We start from the raw sequence: 20,197 nt of genomic DNA on the forward strand, positions 1-20,197 counted from the left end.
GGTGTACTACCTTTATTGTCTGACAATACGGGTGGAATCGCGGTTCACGAGTTCGGCTGCAACTATATTTAAAGAATCATTTCATCCTGCTCTCCTGTTAAAATAGTATCCTGGTTATCCATCCATTGCACCGCATCGATGTAATCAGACAGATGTTCTACTGTTGGATCGATAAACAGGTTTTTCAGATCGATCCTGATACCATAAACTTCGTTGATACGGGATACTACCCTGGTGGCTTTCAGGCTATGTCCGCCGAGATCAAAGAAATTGTCCCGGATACCAATGCCTTCCTTGCCCAGTATGTTTTCCCAGATAGCTACAATTTGTTTATCTGTTTCATTTCTGCAGGGAACAAATAATGTTTGCCGTTCTACAGTCGCTGATGGCGCCGGCAACGCTGCTTTATCGAGTTTGCCGTTGCTGTTCAGCGGAAATGCAGGTAAGGCCACCAGATAGGATGGCACCATGTAGGCCGGTAATGCTTCATACAACCTGCTGTGCAGCTGCTGATGGTCTGATGATGTATCCGGAATAAAATAGGCCACCAGATCATGTTCTCCACCCGCATTCTTAACGGTTACCACTACGGCGTCTTTTACGCCTGGTTGTTTGGCTACTACAGCAGCTACTTCGGCCACCTCTACCCGATGCCCCCTTATTTTCACCTGGTCATCACGGCGACCGATATACTCCATATCGCCGGTAGGCAGGATACGGGCATAATCGCCGGACCGGTATAATTTTTCTTCCGGATGTAACGGATGCGGAATGAACCGTTCTGCCGTGAGGGCCGGCCGGTTCAGATAACCACGGGCAACGCCTGCACCCCCTACACACAGTTCTCCGATCACACCTACCGGTACCTGTTGCAGGTCGGCATCCAGTACATAACAACTCAGGGTAGGGATAGGTACGCCGATATTACTTTTATCTGCCGCTATTTCTGTAGCGGTAATCTCTTTATACGTCACGTGTACCGTTGTTTCCGTAATGCCGTACATATTGATGTTCCGGCAGGCAGGATACGCCGCATGCCATTCCCGTAATACGGATGGCATCAATGCTTCTCCGCCGAAAATGAGGTAACGTACTGCCAGCGGCTGCCGGGAAAAATGCGATTGATTTTGTTGTACCAGACTACGGAAAGCAGTAGGCGTCTGATTCAATACGGTGATACCTGCTGTATGCAGGAAGCTGAAAAATGCCAGACCATCCTGCGCTACTACTTTCGGTACCATCACCACCGTACCTCCATACAACAAAGCGCCATACATCTCCCACACAGAAAAATCAAAACAATAGGAATGGAACAAAGACCAGCGATCCGTTGCCTTAAAATCAAACAGTGGCTGCTCATTGTGCAACAGGCGTACTACGTTGCGATGTTCTATCACCACGCCTTTCGGATTACCGGTAGTACCGGAGGTGTAGATCACATAGGCTGCCTGCTCCGGCCGGATGTCAGTGGTAATGTACTCACCGGCATCCTCCAGTGCCGTAATATCCACAAACTGATGTCCCGGTCTGGTGGTTTGTAATTCCATCGCCGGTGGTGTATCGAACAGCAACAGGCGACTGCCGCTGTCTTCCATGATATAATTGATTCTGGCAGCCGGATAGGCCGGATCTACCGGCACATAGGCGGCACCGGCTTTTAATACGGCCAGTATCGCGATGAGCATCCATTCACTGCGCTCAAAATGCAACAGCACCAATGCTTCGGCTTTCACGCCATAAGCTGCCTGCAGGAGATATGCCAGCTGGCCGCTGCGGATATCCAGTTCGCGGTAGCTCAGTTTTATGTCGCCCACTTCCAGTGCAATATGATCGGGATACTGTTGTACGGCCTGCTGAAATAAACTGATAATGGTGGCCGTCTGATCGTAGCCAATCTTTGTCTGATCCGCACGGGAGGCCAGCAATAGCTGTTCTTCTTCGTCCTGCAATACAATTTCCTTCACAGCGATGTCCGGATTAGTAGTAATCACGTCCATTAATTTCGCCAGGTGCTGTCCGATACGACGGATAGTAGCGGCTTTGAAGAGATCTGTATTATATTCCAGGGATAACTGCAAACCGTTTTCCCCTTCTGCAAAAGTGAAAGTAAGGTCGTATTTCGCCACATCTGCCGCCAATGCAATAGCATCGAACTGCAGATCCGGTGTGATGTATTTCATATCCTGCTGTTGCAGGCCGTCGATATTCTGCAGCACCACCATCACATCAAAGAGCGGCGATCTGGAGAGATTTCTTTTTAACTGCAATTCCTCTACCAGCATCTCAAAAGGAAAATGCTGGTGTTCAAAAGCCTGTAAAAGCGTATCCCGTTGCTGCAGCAATAAGGTGCGGAAAGGAGCCGCCGGATCTATCGCAGTACGGATAGCCAGCGTATTCACATAGAAACCGATCTGGTCCTGCAGCTGCGGCAGATCCCTGCCAGCCGCCGGTGTACCGGTTACAATATCCTGCTGACCGGTATACTTTTTCAGCAACACATTCACCGCAGCCATCAGCGTCATAAAGAGGCTTACCCCATTTTGTGCAGACAACTGACGCAGCTTCGTGGTAAGGCTTTGCTTAAACGTATAGTTCCAGCTCGCGCCATGATAGGTTTTCACATCCGGGCGAGGGAAATCTGCCGGCAGTTCCAGCGCCGGTACCGGTTCGCGGAATATCTCCTGCCAGTATTGCCGCGAAGCCTGTAAGGGTTCTTCCTGCAGCAGCTTACGCTGCCAGGCGGCAAAGTCTTTGTACTGCAGGGGCAGCGGTGGCAGGTGGCCATCGCGGCCAGCTACCAGTTGCCGGTATATCGTCATCACATCCCGGAACAACACGGTGATCGACCAGCCATCGCTGATGATATGGTGCATGTTGAAAGACAGGATACGGCTGTCTGGTGTCTGCAACAGGAAACAATGCAACAACGGTCCTTTTTCCAGGTCAAACACGATGTGCCATTTCTCCCGGAGCAATTGCAGCATATCTGCAGCCGATAAGATATGATCGATATGGATCACTTCAATATGAAAAGGTACGGCTGTCGCATCCTGTACAATTTGTACCGGTTCCGTAGCGGTGGCCGCAAATACGGTTCTCAGGATTTCATGCCGCGCAATCACCTGTTGGAAAGCGGTTTCCAGGTGCGCCAGGTGCAGGTTGCCTTCCACCCGGAAAGCAGCCGGCATATTGTAGGCGCGGGAAGCTTCCTCAAAATTGTTGAGTACCCATAACCGTTCCTGCGAAAAAGAAATCGGATAGGATGCCTGTATCGCTACCGGCTCAATGACCACGGCAGCCGTAGCAGAACGGGTGGCAATAATAGCAGCTTGTTTTTCTACCGTAGGATACTGGAAGATTTCATTCAGGCTGATATCTTTTTCCAGCTTACGTGCTATCCAGGCTTTCAGCTTGGCCGCTTTCAGGCTGTGTCCTCCGGCTTCAAAAAAGTTATGGGTAATGCCCAGGTCAGTTGTCTGCAATACTTCCTGCCAGATGTCCAGCAGTGCGGATTGCAGTTCATTCACCGGCGGCACGGTGGTCACGGTTTGTATAAAGCCCGCTACCGGATCGGGTAGCGCTTTTTTATCTACTTTACCATTGCTGTTGAGTGGAATAGCGGGCAGCTGCATCCAGTATGCCGGCACCATATAGGCGGGCAGGTGCTGTGCCAGGTATTCTTTCAGCACAATAGGTTCCAGGGTATCACCGGATACCCAGTAGGCAGCAATCTGGTGTTCTCCATCCAGCTTACGCACGACTACTACCGCCTCTTCTACCTGTGGATGCTGTTCCAGCAGAAACTGTATTTCTCCCAGTTCAATACGGTAACCTCTTACTTTTACCTGGTCATCGATACGGCCGGAAAACAACACTTTACCATCCGGCAGCCATTTACCGATGTCGCCGGTTTTATACATTTTCCAACCAGGTACAAACGGATTGTCCAGGAATTTTTCAGCGGTTAATTCCGGCTGATGGCAATATCCTTTGGCCACCCCTTGTCCGCTGAGATAGATCTCTCCTTCCACGCCCTGTGGCACGAGGTGCTGCGCGGCGTCCAGGATGTAGAGATGCGTATCTGCGATAGGCGTACCAATGGGAATAGCGGCATAGTTGTCGCGTTCAAAACGGTATACCGTGCTATAGGTTGTATCTTCCGAAGGACCGTATAAATTCCTGACGGCAATACGGTCGTAATCCAGTTCCTGTTTCAGCTTGCGGGGAATCGGTTCGCCCGCCATGTTCAGCGCGCTCACAGTACGCCAGTCCATCCCTTCATCCAGCAGGCTTCGTACCACAGAAGGCACGGTATTGATCATTACCTGCTGATCGTTACCGATAACATCCGGTATCTGCAAAGCAGAAGACAGCAGGCGAATCGTTTTACCTTCCAGCAACGGAAAGAAAAACTCAAATACAGACAGATCAAAACAATAGGAAGTAGTAGCGTATAATACGTCAAACGGCGTATCTGCAAAAGCGGCAACGGCCCATTGCAGGAATGCGATGGTGTTGCGGTGACAGATTTCCACGCCTTTGGGCCGGCCGGTAGAACCGGACGTATAAATCAGGTAGGCGATAGCTTCCCGCAGATCGCCGGTTGCCGGAACCACCACGGCTGGCGGCTGCGCGGCCCATGCCTGCAACTCCCGGATATGTATGACTTTACCGGTGTAATCTGCCGGTATCAGCGCGAGGCCGGCATCATCCACTACCAGGTAGTTTAACCGGGCATCTGCCAGCATATACTGTATCCGTGAAGCAGGATAACGTGTATCCACTGGTACATAGGCGCCACCGGCTTTTAATATGCCGAGGATACTGAGCAGCATCCATTCGGAGCGTTCCAGCAGGAGACCTACAAAAGCATTGTCGCCCGCCTGGATCAGCGGATGCAACCCAGTGGCTATACTGCCGGACAAGCGATCCAGTTCGGCATATGACCAGGTGTTATCGCCAAAGATCAGCGCTGTTTTTTCCGCATGTTGCCGGAAGGCCGGCGCCAGTAATGCCGGGATACTGGTGGTGGTTATATCTCCTATCTTTTTATTGAAAACCTGGAGTATCTCCTGCTTTTGAACAGGCGTAGTAATTTCCAGTTCACTGATTATTTTTTCCGGTTGCTCCAGCACCTGGGTAATCAGGTACATATACGCTTCGTACAGCCGGGTAATAGCGGGTCTTTTAAACAACCAGATGGCGTATTCTATCTCCAGATAGAAACGATTGCCGGGTTCTGTATCAAAATTAAAATTGAGGTCAAATTTGGCGGCTCTTTTTTCATCTACCGGTCTGCCTGCAGGATAGAGATACCGATCCAGCAGCAACAGGTCGAAGCCGTATTGTTTATGGATGTTGAGGGTACCATCGCCGATGGCGGTATTCTGCAATACCATCATCACATCAAACAAAGGATTACGACTGGTATCCCGTTTGATCTGCAGGTCTTCAATCACCCGATCCAGGGGATAATCCTGGAATTCAAATGCCCGGAAGGAATGTGCTGATATATTTTTCAGGAAGCCGGTGAAAGTATCTGTGGGGATTACCTCTCCTTTTAAAGGAATGGTATTCACAAACAATCCGATCTGCGTTTCCAGGTCTACATGATTTCTGCCGGATACCGGTGTACCTATTACAACGGTATTTTGTCCGGAGAGCTTATGCAGGAGAATGGTGAGGGCCGACCGGAAGAAGTTGAACGGGGTTACCTGTTGTTGTTTACAGAAAACCTGAATGCGGTTGTATAGGTCTGTATCCAGGTAAAACTTCGCGACTGCTCCGTCGAAAGATTTAAAGTCCGGCCGAGGGAAATCCATTGGCAGATTGATGGGTTCCGGTGTAACCGGAAACTCTTGCTGCCAGAAGTCTTTGGCCTGCCGGCCCCGGTCACTGCTGATACGTTGGTCCAGCCATTGAGTATAGTCTTTATAATGAATCCGGAGTGGTTCCACGGAGGTGGGCGCACCGTTGCGGCAATAGTCTTCATACAGGCGCATGACTTCCTGCACCAGCACACCTACTGACCATCCGTCGCTGATAATATGATGTACGCTGAATACCATGGCATATTCATCGTCCGACAGGCGAAACAGCTGTACCTTAATCAGCGGGCCTTTTTCCAGGTCCATTGGTGCGGCGGCCAGTTGTTCTACCGCCGTTTGTATGGCACTTTTTACATCTGCCTGCTGACGATAATCTTCATATGCGATGGCAAACGCCATTTCTTCCAGGATCACCTGCTGCGGCTCCCCATCTGTAGCGATAAACACGGTACGCAAACTTTCATGTCGTTGCACCACACTGTTGAATGCTTTGTCCAGGTTGCCTGCAATAACGGTACCTTTCAGGTAAAGACTGGTAACAATATTATAGGCGGCCGTACCTCCTTCAAACTGGCTCAGGAGCCAGATTCTCTTCTGTGCATTGGACGCAGGGTAGCGCTCCTGCACGGGAACCGGCAGAATAGGACTTGCTGTGAGCTGTAGTTCCATGGACGCTTTCAGATAAGCGACCAGTTCATGTTTGGCGGCTTTAAGCTGTGCGATTAATTCCGTTGACAGGTTTCCGGTTTCCCCAATTAATTTCAGCTGATCGCCGTCTAAACGGGGTACTACTTTTTTACTCTTTAATACGGTGATAATTTCTAAAGCATTCATAAAATTATATCCCCTCTAAATGTTTATCCGCAGTAAAACGCACGGGTATATGCATACCCATGTCAGTCAGACAGTTATGTCGGAATGGACGCATCACACCATACGCCACCGAAAAGCTGTTTCCGTCGCTAGTTCAAATGATAAAATAAAATACAAATACAATACAGTAAAGGATTGCCTTCAAAGGAGTTACGTGAACTTTAATAAAAGAGAAATGGGCACAAGTCCGGATAACAAAGCTGGCATTTTTTATTAAACTAAAGGAGCGTATAACTCTAAGGCAACAATCATCATCTATTACTCTATAATCGACACGAATGAATTTGGTTCAAAATAGTTCTCAAAAACGGGCTTAAATACTGTTTAAATTTATGTGGTTAAGATTTAAATTTTTTTCTTTGTTTCAACATGCATAATCTACGATTGATCATATGGCGGTTAAAAAAAAGAGGGCTCAATCAACGTGTTCTAAATATAGGAAATTAAATTAGAAACCAAAAAAAAAGGCAGCCGCGCTGCCTTCCTTTTTCTTGTTGTTTTAAACCAATAACATCTGTTATACCTTATGCCAAAAGGCTTTACAGCGACTGCACCTATCGTCAGTTCCCTGTAAAAAAAATTTACTTTTGCACCGGATCTTCTGTATCATTTTATCTTTCTGTTATAATATATAACTGCCAACAGGATGTTACACTCATTTCAGTCGCTTTACCATGCCTGTCATAGGTAGCGACAGGGTTTCCGCGATGGTGATATCGGTTGATCGCTCAAAACCATTCGCTTCAAAATAAGCCAGCACCGGATCAGCTGCATATTCATGTACCCATACCACCTCATAGGATTGTACCACAGCCATACATTTAGCAAACAGCATTGATAAACAATCGGTATCGCGATAAGCTGCCAGCACGCCAAAGCCGGTTAAACGAACGGCCTTTTTTCCTGCGCACATCTCCGGTCGCTGGCCGCGGGTAGTAATACAGGCATATCCCACCGCTTCCTGATCTGCATATACGACCAGCCATTGATTGGAAAAACTATTGATATCTGCCATCAGCTGTTTAGGAGAAAAATGTGTACCGATATAAGCTTCCAACGCCGCTTCGGGTAATACGCCGGTATATTTCTCCCGGGCCAGCGCCTGGGTGAGGATCAACAACTGACGGATCGTTTCTTCCGTTACCACTACAAACCGGGTGATTATTTTTTTATCCATGGTTCCGTTCTTTAATTGGTCATAAAGGTAGAGCGGATACCCGGGACCTTACCCGTACAGATTTTTAAAGAATGACCGGTACAGATGATCTGATCATCCTGCTTTTTGTCCTGCACGCCGGATAGCTGCTTTCCGGCCGGCAGAATATTTATCTGCAAACACCATCCGGAAACAACGGGGGAATAAAGAAGAGAAGGAAAAAATATATCCTGGTGTAAAACGAACACCTATTTGCTCACATCGCTGGTAAAAGCGCTCCATATCTGTTTTTTCCGGCAGCTGTGCCCAAAGGTTGTATCCTCCTGCCGGTGGAATAACGGTAGTACCCGATGGAAACCAGGCCGATAACAAGTGCAGGGTATCATAGGCGTTTTTAGCCAGCTGCATCCGGAAAGTTCTTACATGCCGGTCATAGCTACCGGTTTGCAACAAGCGATATACAGTTTCCTGATAAACAGGACTGACGGTGCTGCCTAATGCAAACTTCAACCGCTCTGCTTTCGGAAAAAATTTTCCCGGCGCCAGCCAACCCATACGAATACCTGGCGCCAGTGTTTTGGCATAACCGCTATACGTCATGACCAATCCGCTGTCGTCCAGCGAACGGATGTTGACCGGCCGCTGGCCGTTGAAATGCAGGTCGCCGTAAATATCATTTTCAATCAGCGCGATCCCATGTTGCTGCGCAACGGCCAGCAGTGCCTGTTTATGGGTATCGGGCATCGCGATGCCGGTTGGATTTTGAAAATTGGGGGTTACCAGGATGGCTTTGATGGTGGTTTTCAGACAGGCTTTCCGCAGGTAATCAATATCAAATCCGGTATGGCTGTCCATCGGAATCTCTATTACTTTCAACTGTAACATGCTGATGACTTCCAATGCCGAAAAAATACAAGGGCTCTCCACCGCTACGACATCGCCCGGCGCGCAAACCGCTGCCAGCGCAACATACAACGCCTGCAAAGCGCCATCGGTGATCAATAACTCCTGCGCCTGTAAACGGGTGTTGTACGTGGCCGCGCGTTTCACAATTTCTTCCCGGAGTAATAACTGTCCCTCCGGCGGATAATATCTTAACAGCCCGCTGCCACATTCTCTTATCACCTGTTGCATGGTACGCAATAATAACTTCTGCGGTATCATCAGGTCGCCGGGCGCGGCTACATTAAATTCTGACACGACATGCCGGCCGGCACGCAGCGAAGTAATCCATGCAAGGTTGTGTGTAAAAACAGCATCGCGTACTACCGGCAAACGCCTTTCCGGCCGGACTTTGGTGGGATGCCATACTTTATGACTGACGTAATAGCCGGATTTCGGTACACTGTCTACCAATCCCTTAATGATCAGGTGTTCATATCCCAGCTGAATGGTGCTGACGCTGGTCTGGTATTGTGTTTTCAACTCCCGGATAGACGGGAGTTTTTGTCCGGGTTTGTATATACCTTCCCGGATCTTTTTTTCAATGGCGGATGCAAAGGCCTCATACCGGTACAACTTCATGGTCCAACTGTACTGTTTACATTTTAAAACAGGATACCTGTACCTCAAAAGTAGCCAATTCTGTTGCCAAAAAAGAAAAGCAACGGATAGGTATTATTGTACCACTTCCGGATGGGATAACGGCAATGCCGGTACCTGCTTCAATTTGCCATAATCCATCTGATATAATTTATCCGCACAGTGATAATAACGGTCGTCGTGTGTGATGGCGAGAATAGTAAATCCTTCCTGCTTCAACAAGGGAATAATTTCGGTATAGAATTTTTTTCTGAAATGCGGGTCCTGGTCAGCAGCCCACTCATCCAATACCAGCAAAGGTTTATCTTCCAGCAAAACCGAAATGAGGGCCAGGCGTTTCCGTTGCCCGGTAGATAAATCGCGGGAAGAAAAAGCGCCGTCCTGAAAAGTTACTTTGTGCTCCAGTTCAAATAAACGCAGGTAATACTGTACCCGTTCCGGGTCTGGTGCTTCCAGGCCAAACAATTTCTCAAACAGATAGAAGTCGCTGAACACTACGCCAAACAACATCCGGTAGCTTTTATAGTTTTCATCGTTGAGTATTTGTCCGTTGAAGTACACCTGTCCTTCCTGCGGTTTCAGCAATCCCAGTACAGACAGGATGAAGGTGGTTTTACCGCTACCGTTACCACCATAAATAAATACCACCTCTCCTTTTGCGACCTGCAGCGAAACAGGTCCTACCGAAAAACCGGCTGTTGTACTGCCCGTTTTTTGCGGATGATAGGTATAAATGATATTGTCGAACACCAGGGAGTTAAAATCTGCTTTCCGGAGATAATGACCGGCAGAATACTCCAGGCGCTCTTTACTCTCCAGGTCTTTTTGCAGTGCGGCTACTCTTTCAATAGATACTTTTGCCTGCATTAAGCTGGGCAGGATCACCATCACACTTTCTGTAGCACCCAGTAAAAACAGGACGATAAACAGGAAGTTGACAACGGTATGGGCTGGCAGTTGCAGCAGGATCGCCAATCCCAGCAACAATACACCTATCAGGCAGTTAAACAGTACCTGGCCGATGATCTGGTTATTTAAAAAACCGACATACGCCTTACGGTTATTGGTGATGGATTTGTCTTCCAATACACTGACTTCCTTATCAAAAATATCGATGCCTTTATTGGGGTCGAGATGTATTTCTTTAAAGCCGTGCAGCAGGGCATTGAAACTCAGGATGAAGCTGTCTTCCAGGTCGCGGGCCTTTTTCAGGTATCCTTCATTATGCTGCATACTCCTGTAATATACCAGTACGCCTGTTGCCAGTACAGCCAGGGTGACGGCAAACAAGAGCGGGGAAATAATGGCCATATATATAAAAGAAGCCATTATCACAATAACGGAAGAAGAAAACTGTATCACATTCATCGAAGCGATAGTCAGTACATTCACGTCTCTTACCAGTGAAGCATGCAAGGCCGTTTTAAAACTCACAAACTGCTCATACTCCGATCGCAGCATCAATTGCAGGATTTCTTTTCTGATCGTCCAGAATACCCGTTGGGAGAAATTGATGATGGAGATGGAAAAAATCCGCCGCGACAATACAAAGAAAAAAACAATGCCGGCAAAGATGGCGATATGCTGGATATTGTATGTTTTTGCCTTTCCTGCCATCATTTCATTGATGAGGAAATTGACAAAGGCCATAAAGGCAAAGCTGAACATACCGGAAAGGATACTCAGCAGAATATATTTTACCAACAGCGCAGGCTTACCTGCTATCTGAAAAATGTGCTTTATCATAGTAGCTGTATGCGTATAAAACGGTCATCAATCCGGATTGTGTGACATATTGCTTTGTGCTCCGGTACTTATCTTTCCTGATCGGGTATTGCTAACGTTGTAACCTGGCTGCTCCTCCGTGCTTCGCGGGTGGCGAATCGTTCACGGGTGATGCTGTTATTATAAAAGTATTTCCTGACCGGATGGTTTGGCATCACTGATCCAGAGGGTGGTTTCAATGATGGTGATCAATCCGCCGATGGTATTGGCCTGAAAGATACGGGAAGCGTCGAGGTGAATGCCCAGGTCTTTATTGATGGTATTCACCAGCTCCATGGCTCTCAGGGAATCAACACCTACCGCTGTCAGCTCATCTGCCGGGCGAAGGTTGGCCTCCGTGTGTTGTAGCCGGTAACGGAACAATAGTTCCAGGTATTGTAAAATCAGGACCGGATCTTTTTCTGTGCGCACCTGGCTGATCAGCTCCGGAGAGATGACGGCTGCCGTTGCTGCCGGAGTACCGGCAGTACGTATGGTGGCCACGGTATTAAATCCGTTTTCCCGATAGAGTATACTGCATTTATTACGTTGTAGTTTGCCGCTCGAGGTTCTGGGAATCGATAAAGGACCTACCAGTACCACATCGTAGGGGGAAAGGCCGGTTTCTTCGATCACCGCCTGCATCAGCGCGCGGGCCACTACTTCCGGATCTATCTCCCGAATGAGTGTTCTTTTTACTTCTGCAATCAGGATCAGTTGTTCCTCCTCTCCTACCGGCACCGCGATGGCAGCTACGGCATTTTTTTCAATGGCCGGATGTGCCGCGGAACAGGCATTTTCAATATCATAGGGATAATAATTCTTTCCCCGGATGATGAGTATTTCTTTTTTCCGGCCGGTGACAAACAACTGTCCTTCATAGAGGAAGCCCAGGTCACCGGTACGCCTATACGAATTTTCGGCTGGCGCAGCCAGGTCATGTTGCTCCGACCAGTATCCGCGGCTTACACTGGTGCCGGCGATCGCAATTTCACCGATCTGGTCTTCCCCACCGTTTTCCGGCGGCAGTATTTTCACCTGCATGCCCGGGGCTACTTTTCCCGACGACACCAGGAAGATGGTTTGCTGATCTGTGGTAGCAGCCGGCCGGAAAAATCCGGCATTCAATGCGGCGCGGTCTACCCCTACGGTACGTACTTCCGGAACCGTTTTTACGCCCGATACCAACAGGGTGGCTTCCGCCAGACCATAACAGGGAAAAAATACCGCACTGTCGAAACCTGCCGGAGCAAACCAGGCCGCGAAACGGTCCATGGTCGTCTTTTTCACAGGCTCGGCGCCGTTATAGGCCACCTTCCAGGAGGAAAGGTTCAGCCGGGCCACTTCTTCTGCCGCTATTTTATCCACGCAGATATCGAAAGAAAAATTAGGTCCGCCGCTATGCGTTACCTGGTATTTGTCGATAGCTTTCAGCCACCGCAACGGTTGCTGCATAAAATGGAACGGCGACATCAGGATACAGGTACCTCCTACATATATACTGTGCAGGATATTGCCGATGAGACCCATATCATGATAGAAGGGCAGCCACGAACAAATCACACTGTCTGCATCTGCGCCGAAGGTAGCCGTCAGCAGCAGTTCATTATGCAGCAGATTTGCATGGCTGATCACCACACCTTTGGGCGCGCCGGTAGACCCGGAGGTATATTGTATAAAAGCGATATCCTGTTCGGGCGCCGGTGATAGCAATGCGGTGACGGGAGCAGTAACTGCCGGATCATCTGTAACAATGATATGCAAGGGTGCTCCGGGGCCGGCCGCTTCCAGGCCGCTGCGTATTTTACCGGCAATACTGCCGGCACACAATATTATATGTGTACCGGCATCCGTGAGGATATGATAGAGACGTTCCATATGCCGGTTGCCACGGGGCGGGAACATCGGCACTGCTATCACGCCCGCTTCCTGACAGGCCAGGAAGGCAATGATAAAGGCCATTCCCTCCGGATACAGCAACATGGCCGGATGTCCGGTCAGTCCCTGTTCACGCAGCTGCGCAGCCAATGTTTGTACTTGGGTATATAAATCGGCGTAGGTACAACGAACTTCCTGCTGGTCGCCGTCTTCCAGGTAGCAGTAGGCGGTTTTCTGCGGGAACAGGTGGGCACCCCGTTGCAGGTAGGACGATATTTTGCTGGCTCTCTCCAAGGTTATGAATACTTTAGTGTACGATGAGGCAGTATTTATGGCTGCAGTAACTGACGGCGGCAGCAGCTTTTAATGATACCGGCCAGCTGCACCGGGTGTTTATGTATAAAGAAGTGACCTCCCGGTAACAGGGAAGAAGAAAAAGAAGAAGTAAAGCCGGCCCAGTTATGGATATCTGCTACGCCTTCTTCTGCATCGCCCATGATGGCATATATCGGTGCTTTAATACGGGGATAGTCAGCAATGTTATCTTTTTCTGCCAGTTCAAAATCTGCCCGCATAATGGCTTCGTAAAAATCGAACAGCTCTTCGCTTTCCAGGAACTCCTGCGGTACGCCTCCCAGACTTTTCAGTTCTTCTTTCAGCTTGGATTTCTCCATCAGGTGACGTTTCAATCCTTTTTTGGTACCAGGACCTGCATTACCGCTTACCACCACATGTGCCGGTGGCTGGTTCCGTGCTTCCAGCATGCCTGCCACTTTCAGCGCCAGTAATGCGCCCATGCTATGTCCATATATAACATAATGTTTGGAAGTCAGTTTACTGCTAATCTGGCGGCAGAAGTCATCGGCAGCCGCCTGCAGATCTACCAGCAGTTCTTCTCCGTATCTTCTACCTCTTCCTGGCAGCTCCAGGGGAATAAATTCAACATCACGTAAATAAGGTTGCAGGAACTGGAACGAATAGCAGTTCCCTCCTGCGAAATGCAACAAAAACAATTGTACCTGCTTCATATTTATATCTCTAAATGTGATTAATTGGAAGGGCATACCGGGTTACACTGCTGATCGGGGGCACTATGCGGGTATTCTCTTTCCTGTTTCACCGTTACGGCAACGGTATTCCTGGCTGATACTGTTCTCCGCTGCAGCTGGCAGGCAGGGAATGTACGGGGTCAGGGCGCTGTTCTTAAAATTAATAAACAATAACGATCGTTGGCGTTCTCTTCTCCTGTTTTTCCATTGCATCCTTTTATCCAAAAGGAGGGTCACGATTGCAGGCAGAAATATACTCATTCTTCCCGATATTTTCAGCGGAAAAATCCAGGCGCCGTATCCGCTTTGCCCATGGCGGTGACAGTGGGTCGCAGGAAAACGACAAAAGCGCATTTCCAGGCAAAGGGGCGGATCAGCCAGCAGCAAATGAGCTGTTTCCCATGGTTTCCGGTTAAAGTTATCTTGACGAACGACTATTTCTCTATGAAAGAACCTCATCATCACGGTGCTACAATACCTGGCTATGTAAAAAGGGTTTCGTCTGGTTAACATCAGCCATTCCCGCAACCGTATAACAATAATACAAAAAAAAGGAAGACGAAAAAAAGCAGGATCGGTTTTATACCGATGACGAATAGCATAAATTATTTGATAACAGGAAATTCCGCACAATATGATTGTATACAATTATTTTATCTGTGAGAGATGACAGACATATGTTTAAACATCTATTTATTACGCCGCCACCATCCGCTCGTAATGCGGTGCATCAACAGCCCCGGCGGAATATACACCTTCCAAAAAGACGCAGTTTCGCAGCGTATACCCTTCAACGTTAAAATTATGTCAAGAATAAAAAACTAATTAATAATTATTAAAAAATAAGATTAAATTTGGGGATGCATTTACTTATTGAAAGGTATTTGCAAATGTTGTAAAAAACCCATTGCCAACAAAGGTTAATTTCCAGCATCCGATTTGTACGCGATGAAAATAAATTCCCATTGATTGGCACGTCATTCAAAACCAGATATATCATTGTTGTCATGACAAAAAATTGATCCTATTTAGACACGCGCTGCATCAAATAACCATGTTTATTCAAATGCTATCCGTGATTGTTACGTGCAGTAGTTTTTATATTTTTTAGTACTATACTATTTTTTTATCGCTTAAAATCTCAGTGAATAACCTTTTACCGGTACAGGCAATAGAACACAACCCTGCCCACCCGCAAAAGTGAATCGTTTTTTATCGTTATGTAACAGAAGTCAGATCGTGCTTTCCATAAGCATACTGGTATTTCTTTGGATTGCTGTTTTCCATACAGCAGTACTAACTGTTATGCATATACGCAATCATACACCCTGTAATATTATATTAATGTATTGATGTAACATACATCAACCCGAATCGTTTAAACCAAACGTCAGCTACAATGAAAAGATCTATCAACAGGAATGTGCTTTTCGTGAAAAAAACAGACAGTGCGAACAAATAAACGCGATGATGAAACTATCTATAACGAGGAATGTGAACGTCTGCAGTAAATAATTACCGGCTTCGGAATAAGCCGTCATTTTTAACATATCATATAACTGATACGTATATACGCAATTATACGAACAGGAATATTGTATTCATATATTTATGTAACATATATAAACCCGAATCGTTTAAACCAAAAGCAAAATACTATGGAAGGTGGTACAAGCAGGACGTTGTTTTTCGTGGCGGAAAAACAAACAGGACCCAAAAAAAAGTGCGATTACGAAATTATCGGCGCCAGGAATGTGAACACCCCGCAGGAAATAATTGCCGCACTGGAAGCAAACCAGCAAAAAAATGCCCAGCAATTATTAATCCCTGTATTGACAGACCCCTTTGAATACAAAGGAAAGGACCAGGTTATCCCCCTGCAACCTGAACAGGTATTCTTTATGGACTACACACATGCCGCCGACATCCACCAGGCCAACATACTGGAAGTGGGACTAGGCTCCGGCATACTGAGTATCTTTTGCCTGATGAAAGGCGCAGCCCATTGCACCGGCCTGGAAATCAATCCCAGAGCCAAAATTTTCACGGGATACAACACCCTCTTCAACGATCTGGATGCACGCCTGGAAATTAAAGATGGGAATGTAACAGACATTTTTGCTCCCGTGGAAGGCAGAAAATTCAATTTTATTTACTCCAACCCACCGTTCGAACCCACGCCTCCCGGCATGGACTATTATTTCAATTCTGCTGCAGGTATATATGGACTTACCTTTGTGGAAGAACTGCTGAAAAACGTAGACCAGCACCTGGAAGACAATGGTGTTTTTCAAATGGTAACCATGGCGCCAGGTAACGAACAGGAAGCATTTATGCTGCAGGAACTGGCAGAAAAATACCTGCCCGGCACTGCTGCAGAAATCATCCTGGATCTCCAACCTATTACCTACGCCGCTTTCGTAGACAGATTCGTATCCATCTTCGGCGAAGAAGAAGAAAAAATCCAACAGATGAAGACGCAGGCCGATAAGGATGGCGTCACACATCTACACATGCTCGTATTCAAATACAGAAAGGGAATGAAAGGAAACGTACAAACAGTACGTACCCATAAGACGTATGAAACGTGGTCATCTCCGCTTGGCACTGCTAATACGCTCTATAGTTCTATTGCTTCATAAACACAAATCCATTATTGTATCAGCTACAGGATAATGCATGCTTCCTGTACAGTGAACAGCGCAACTGATTAACTTTTCACATCGTCCCTCCGGTGCTACCTGTACATTTCCTTTACAGGTAACAGCTATGTATTGTGTTATAAAAAACACCCTACATAGTACATAGTAAGGAAACCAAACAATATGTTTGTCCGACATCGAAATAGAAAATGCCTGTTTTAAACAGGCCTGGCATTGCTATGCCTGTTGCCGGACAAATGTAAACCCGAATTTGTAACCTATAATAATCGCCAACATGTCGCTCAAAATCCTCGGTGTAAATGCCGCTTACCACGAATCATCTGCCTCTCTCCTGGTAGATGGACAATTAATCGCTTCTATTGAAGAAGAAAGAATGAACCGTGTAAAACACGCCAAACCAGCCCTGATAGATAATCCGGACGAACTGCCGGTAGACGCTATCATGGAATGTCTGCGCATCGCGGAACTATCTTTGTCGGATGTTGATATCGTTGCTTTCTCCTTTGACCCCAAACGTAGAATGGCGCTGCACGCAAACATGACAGATCCAACCACACCCGGCGACTGGGGTACCCCGGCCGGAGAATATCTTTTCTGCAGCCAGTTACTTTCCGTGCCTGAAAAATTCAGACGCCTCGGTTTCAAAGGACAGTTCCACTGGGTAGAACACGCCAAAGCACATGCGGCATCTGCCTTTTACCCGGCACCATTTGAAGACGCCGCCATCCTCTCCATAGATGGTATCGGTGAAATTGAATCCGTATTGCTCGCACACGGAAAAAAAGACACCATCACCCCGCTGAAACAAATCGTATACCCGAATTCGTTAGGTTTCCTCTGGGAGAAAATGGCTAAATACCTCGGGCATTCTGAATATGATGCCTGTAAAGTAATGAGCCTGGCCTCTTTTGGTAATCCGGCTATCTACGAAGACAGCTTCCGTTCTTTTATCAAAATCAGTGAAGACGATTTCGAAATAGATCCGCTGGTTATTCTTTTCCGGATCGAAGATTATGCACCACTGGAAAAACTGTTCGGCCTCCCGCGCAGAAAAGCAGATGAACCACTCCGGCAGGAACACATGGATATAGCAGCCGCTCTGCAGCAGCTCACCACTACCATCCTGCTGAACCTGACCCGTCACCTGCATGCACTGACCGGCTCCTCCGCCCTGTGCCTGGCTGGTGGCGTGGCACTCAACTGTGTGGCCAACCGCGTACTTTTTGAAGAAGGGCCGTTTGAACATATTTATATTCAACCTGCTGCCAATGATGCAGGTACCTCTCTCGGCGCGGCCCTCTTCACCCATTATAATATTTATGGTGGCGACAACTATCAGCCGTTTGAGCTGAAACATACTTACCTCGGCCCGGGCTACAGCGATGAAGAAATCGGCTATACCCTGAAAGGACTGGGTGTTAACTTTGAATACCTCGACAATATTGAAACAACCGTGGCCGGACTGATCAGCGAAGGAAAAGTAGTTGGCTGGTTCCAGGGCAACATGGAATTTGGACCACGTGCCCTCGGTAACCGCAGCTTGCTGGCAGACCCACGGAATCCGGATATGGTGAAAAGAATGAACCGTCTCGTGAAACACAGAGAAGATCACCGTCCATTCTGTCCCAGCGTACTGGAAGAAGATGCCGCCAACTGGTTTGAAATCCGCAAAGATGCCCTGGCATCCCGTTTCATGCTGATGGCCTATCCGGTAAATCCTGCCAAACGCGAACAGATACCCGCAGTGGTGCACGTAGATGGTACCTGCCGTATCCAACAGGTACAGGCTACTACCAATCCGAAATACCATCAGCTGATCTCCGAGTTCAAAAAAATAACCGGCGTTCCGGTATTGCTGAATACCTCTTTCAACGACCGGGAACCTATTGTATGTACACCGGATGACGCGATCAGAACTTTCCTTAAAACAAAAATCGATTACCTGGCTATTGGCAACTTCCTGCTGAAAAAAGAAAATAACCTGACCGGCAACCGGGAAGCAGCGATGGCAGCTTACGCTTAAACCAACCGATCACCAGCACCGCTACCAGTAAATGCAGCAGGCATATATCACCTGTTCATTTTCGGGTGGCCGTGCTGTTGCTGCCAACCGGCAGCCATTATCCGCATACACCATTTTACTGTCATAATTTTTTATTCATGAAACCATTACAATGCCCTGTTACAGGAAAAACTCATGTGCCTGTCGATCTTTTTGATCCGCAGTTCATTGCCAATCCTTACCCCACCTACGCCCGTTTACGGGAAGACTCACCCGTGCAACGCATTACCCTGGAGAACGACTATCCGGTATGGCTGGTGACCAGGTATGATGATGTAATGGCGCTTCTGAAAGACGACCGGGTAACAAAAGTACCAGGTAAAGCGCTGCCAGCAGATGGCGCCCTGCCGGAAATGCCGTTCGAAAGCATTGATGCCATGGCTATGCTGAGCAACCATATGCTGATGATGGACCCACCGGATCACACCCGCATCCGGACACTCGTACACAAAGCCTTTACCCCACGACATACCGAGCAGCTGCGCCCACGTGTACAGCAAATCGCCGATGAGCTGATAGACAAAATAATTGATAAAGGCAGCATGGACCTGATCGATGATTTTGCTTTTCCATTACCCCTCACCGTTATCGCGGAACTGCTGGGCATTCCCATTGAACATCATGAAATGTTCCGCAAGTGGTCTAACCTGCTCACCGATGGTTATACCACGGCAGAAAACCTACCCCAGGTACAGGAAGCCACCCATGGATTTATTCACTACCTGCAGCAGATTTTTACAGAGAGACGGGCCAATCCCGGTAATGACCTGATCAGCGCACTCGTAGCGGTGGAAGAAACCGGCGACCGGTTATCAGAACAGGAACTGCTGTCGATGGTATTTCTCCTTTTCCTGGCCGGACACGAAACCACCGTTAACCTGATCGGCAACGGTATGCTGGCTTTATTGCAGCATCCGGCACAACTGCAACTCCTCCGGGAAAAACCGGAACTCATTGAAAGTGCCGTGGAAGAAATGCTCCGGTACGATGCCTCCGTAGCTACATCCACCGTACGTTTTGCCATGGAAGATATTGCCATTGGCGGCGTAGTCATTCCCCGCGGAGAAGAAATCATGCTGATGACCGGCGCAGCCAACCACGATGAAAAGAAATTCGATCAGCCGGGCGTATTTGATATAACGCGTACGGATAATCGTCATATTTCTTTCGGACATGGCATCCACTTCTGCCTGGGCGCCCCGCTGGCCCGCCTGGAAGGTGCAGTGGCTGTCAGTACCCTCCTGCGCCGGCTGCCAGACATCAAACTGGCGGTAGCGCCGGAAACATTGATCCGGCGACCCAGTATGCTGATACGCGGCGTACAGCAGTTACCGGTAGTTTTTTAAATCACCGGTCATCAAACACCCGGGCTTCCTCCACAC

Annotated in this window: 9 protein-coding genes; 3 read left to right on the forward strand and 6 right to left on the reverse strand. The window is 47.9% G+C overall.

The window, feature by feature from the left end:
• Positions 1–68 precede the first annotated feature (68 nt).
• From OL444_RS23055 to OL444_RS23080, 6 genes are all read right to left on the reverse strand, one after another.
• Entirely contained in the window at positions 69–6,662 is a 6,594-nt protein-coding gene (locus OL444_RS23055; protein ID WP_264729483.1) for a non-ribosomal peptide synthetase, read from the reverse strand.
• Between the two features lie 694 nt (positions 6,663–7,356).
• Positions 7,357–7,878, reverse strand: a complete 522-nt coding sequence (locus OL444_RS23060) for an N-acetyltransferase (protein ID WP_264729482.1) — start codon at positions 7,876–7,878, stop codon at positions 7,357–7,359.
• 93 nt (positions 7,879–7,971) lie between these two features.
• Positions 7,972–9,381 carry an aminotransferase-like domain-containing protein gene (locus OL444_RS23065; RefSeq protein ID WP_264729481.1) on the reverse strand — a complete coding sequence of 470 codons (1,410 nt, stop codon included), beginning with the start codon at positions 9,379–9,381 and terminating at the stop codon, positions 7,972–7,974.
• 93 nt (positions 9,382–9,474) lie between these two features.
• Complete coding sequence (locus OL444_RS23070; protein WP_264729480.1) at positions 9,475–11,145, reverse strand: cyclic peptide export ABC transporter; 1,671 nt, start codon at positions 11,143–11,145, stop codon at positions 9,475–9,477.
• Between the two features lie 159 nt (positions 11,146–11,304).
• The gene (locus OL444_RS23075; RefSeq protein ID WP_264729479.1) at positions 11,305–13,335 is read right to left on the reverse strand and encodes an AMP-binding protein; all 2,031 of its coding nucleotides are present in this window, start codon (positions 13,333–13,335) and stop codon (positions 11,305–11,307) included.
• A 35-nt stretch (positions 13,336–13,370) separates the two neighbouring features.
• Entirely contained in the window at positions 13,371–14,069 is a 699-nt protein-coding gene (locus OL444_RS23080; protein WP_264729478.1) for a thioesterase II family protein, read from the reverse strand.
• A gap of 1,679 nt (positions 14,070–15,748) precedes the next feature.
• Between OL444_RS23080 and OL444_RS23085 the strand changes: the two genes are divergently transcribed.
• The 3 genes from OL444_RS23085 to OL444_RS23095 all read left to right on the forward strand — a co-directional run bounded on the left by OL444_RS23085 (position 15,749) and on the right by OL444_RS23095 (position 20,161).
• A complete protein-coding gene (locus OL444_RS23085) occupies positions 15,749–16,732 on the forward strand; it encodes a methyltransferase (protein ID WP_264729477.1) in 984 nt (327 codons plus the stop codon).
• Between the two features lie 295 nt (positions 16,733–17,027).
• Entirely contained in the window at positions 17,028–18,776 is a 1,749-nt protein-coding gene (locus tag OL444_RS23090) for a carbamoyltransferase family protein (protein ID WP_264729476.1), read from the forward strand.
• A gap of 137 nt (positions 18,777–18,913) precedes the next feature.
• Positions 18,914–20,161 (forward strand): cytochrome P450 family protein, encoded by a 1,248-nt coding sequence (locus tag OL444_RS23095; protein WP_264729475.1) that lies wholly within the window; start codon positions 18,914–18,916, stop codon positions 20,159–20,161.
• The last annotated feature ends 36 nt before the right edge of the window (positions 20,162–20,197 follow it).

Origin of the sequence: Chitinophaga nivalis, assembly GCF_025989125.1 — a bacterium.
In the GTDB taxonomy this organism is placed as follows: domain Bacteria; phylum Bacteroidota; class Bacteroidia; order Chitinophagales; family Chitinophagaceae; genus Chitinophaga; species Chitinophaga nivalis.

Excerpts from the sequence above, each read along its gene's own strand:
- OL444_RS23060 (WP_264729482.1), bottom strand. The coding sequence starts at position 7,878 with ATGGATAAAAAAATAATCACCCGGTTTGTAGTGGTAACGGAAGAAACG.
- OL444_RS23090 (WP_264729476.1), top strand. The coding sequence starts at position 17,028 with ATGTCGCTCAAAATCCTCGGTGTAAATGCCGCTTACCACGAATCATCT.
- OL444_RS23085 (WP_264729477.1), top strand. The coding sequence starts at position 15,749 with ATGGAAGGTGGTACAAGCAGGACGTTGTTTTTCGTGGCGGAAAAACAA.
- OL444_RS23055 (WP_264729483.1), bottom strand. The coding sequence starts at position 6,662 with ATGAATGCTTTAGAAATTATCACCGTATTAAAGAGTAAAAAAGTAGTA.
- OL444_RS23095 (WP_264729475.1), top strand. The coding sequence starts at position 18,914 with ATGAAACCATTACAATGCCCTGTTACAGGAAAAACTCATGTGCCTGTC.
- OL444_RS23080 (WP_264729478.1), bottom strand. The coding sequence starts at position 14,069 with ATGAAGCAGGTACAATTGTTTTTGTTGCATTTCGCAGGAGGGAACTGC.
- OL444_RS23070 (WP_264729480.1), bottom strand. The coding sequence starts at position 11,145 with ATGATAAAGCACATTTTTCAGATAGCAGGTAAGCCTGCGCTGTTGGTA.
- OL444_RS23065 (WP_264729481.1), bottom strand. The coding sequence starts at position 9,381 with ATGAAGTTGTACCGGTATGAGGCCTTTGCATCCGCCATTGAAAAAAAG.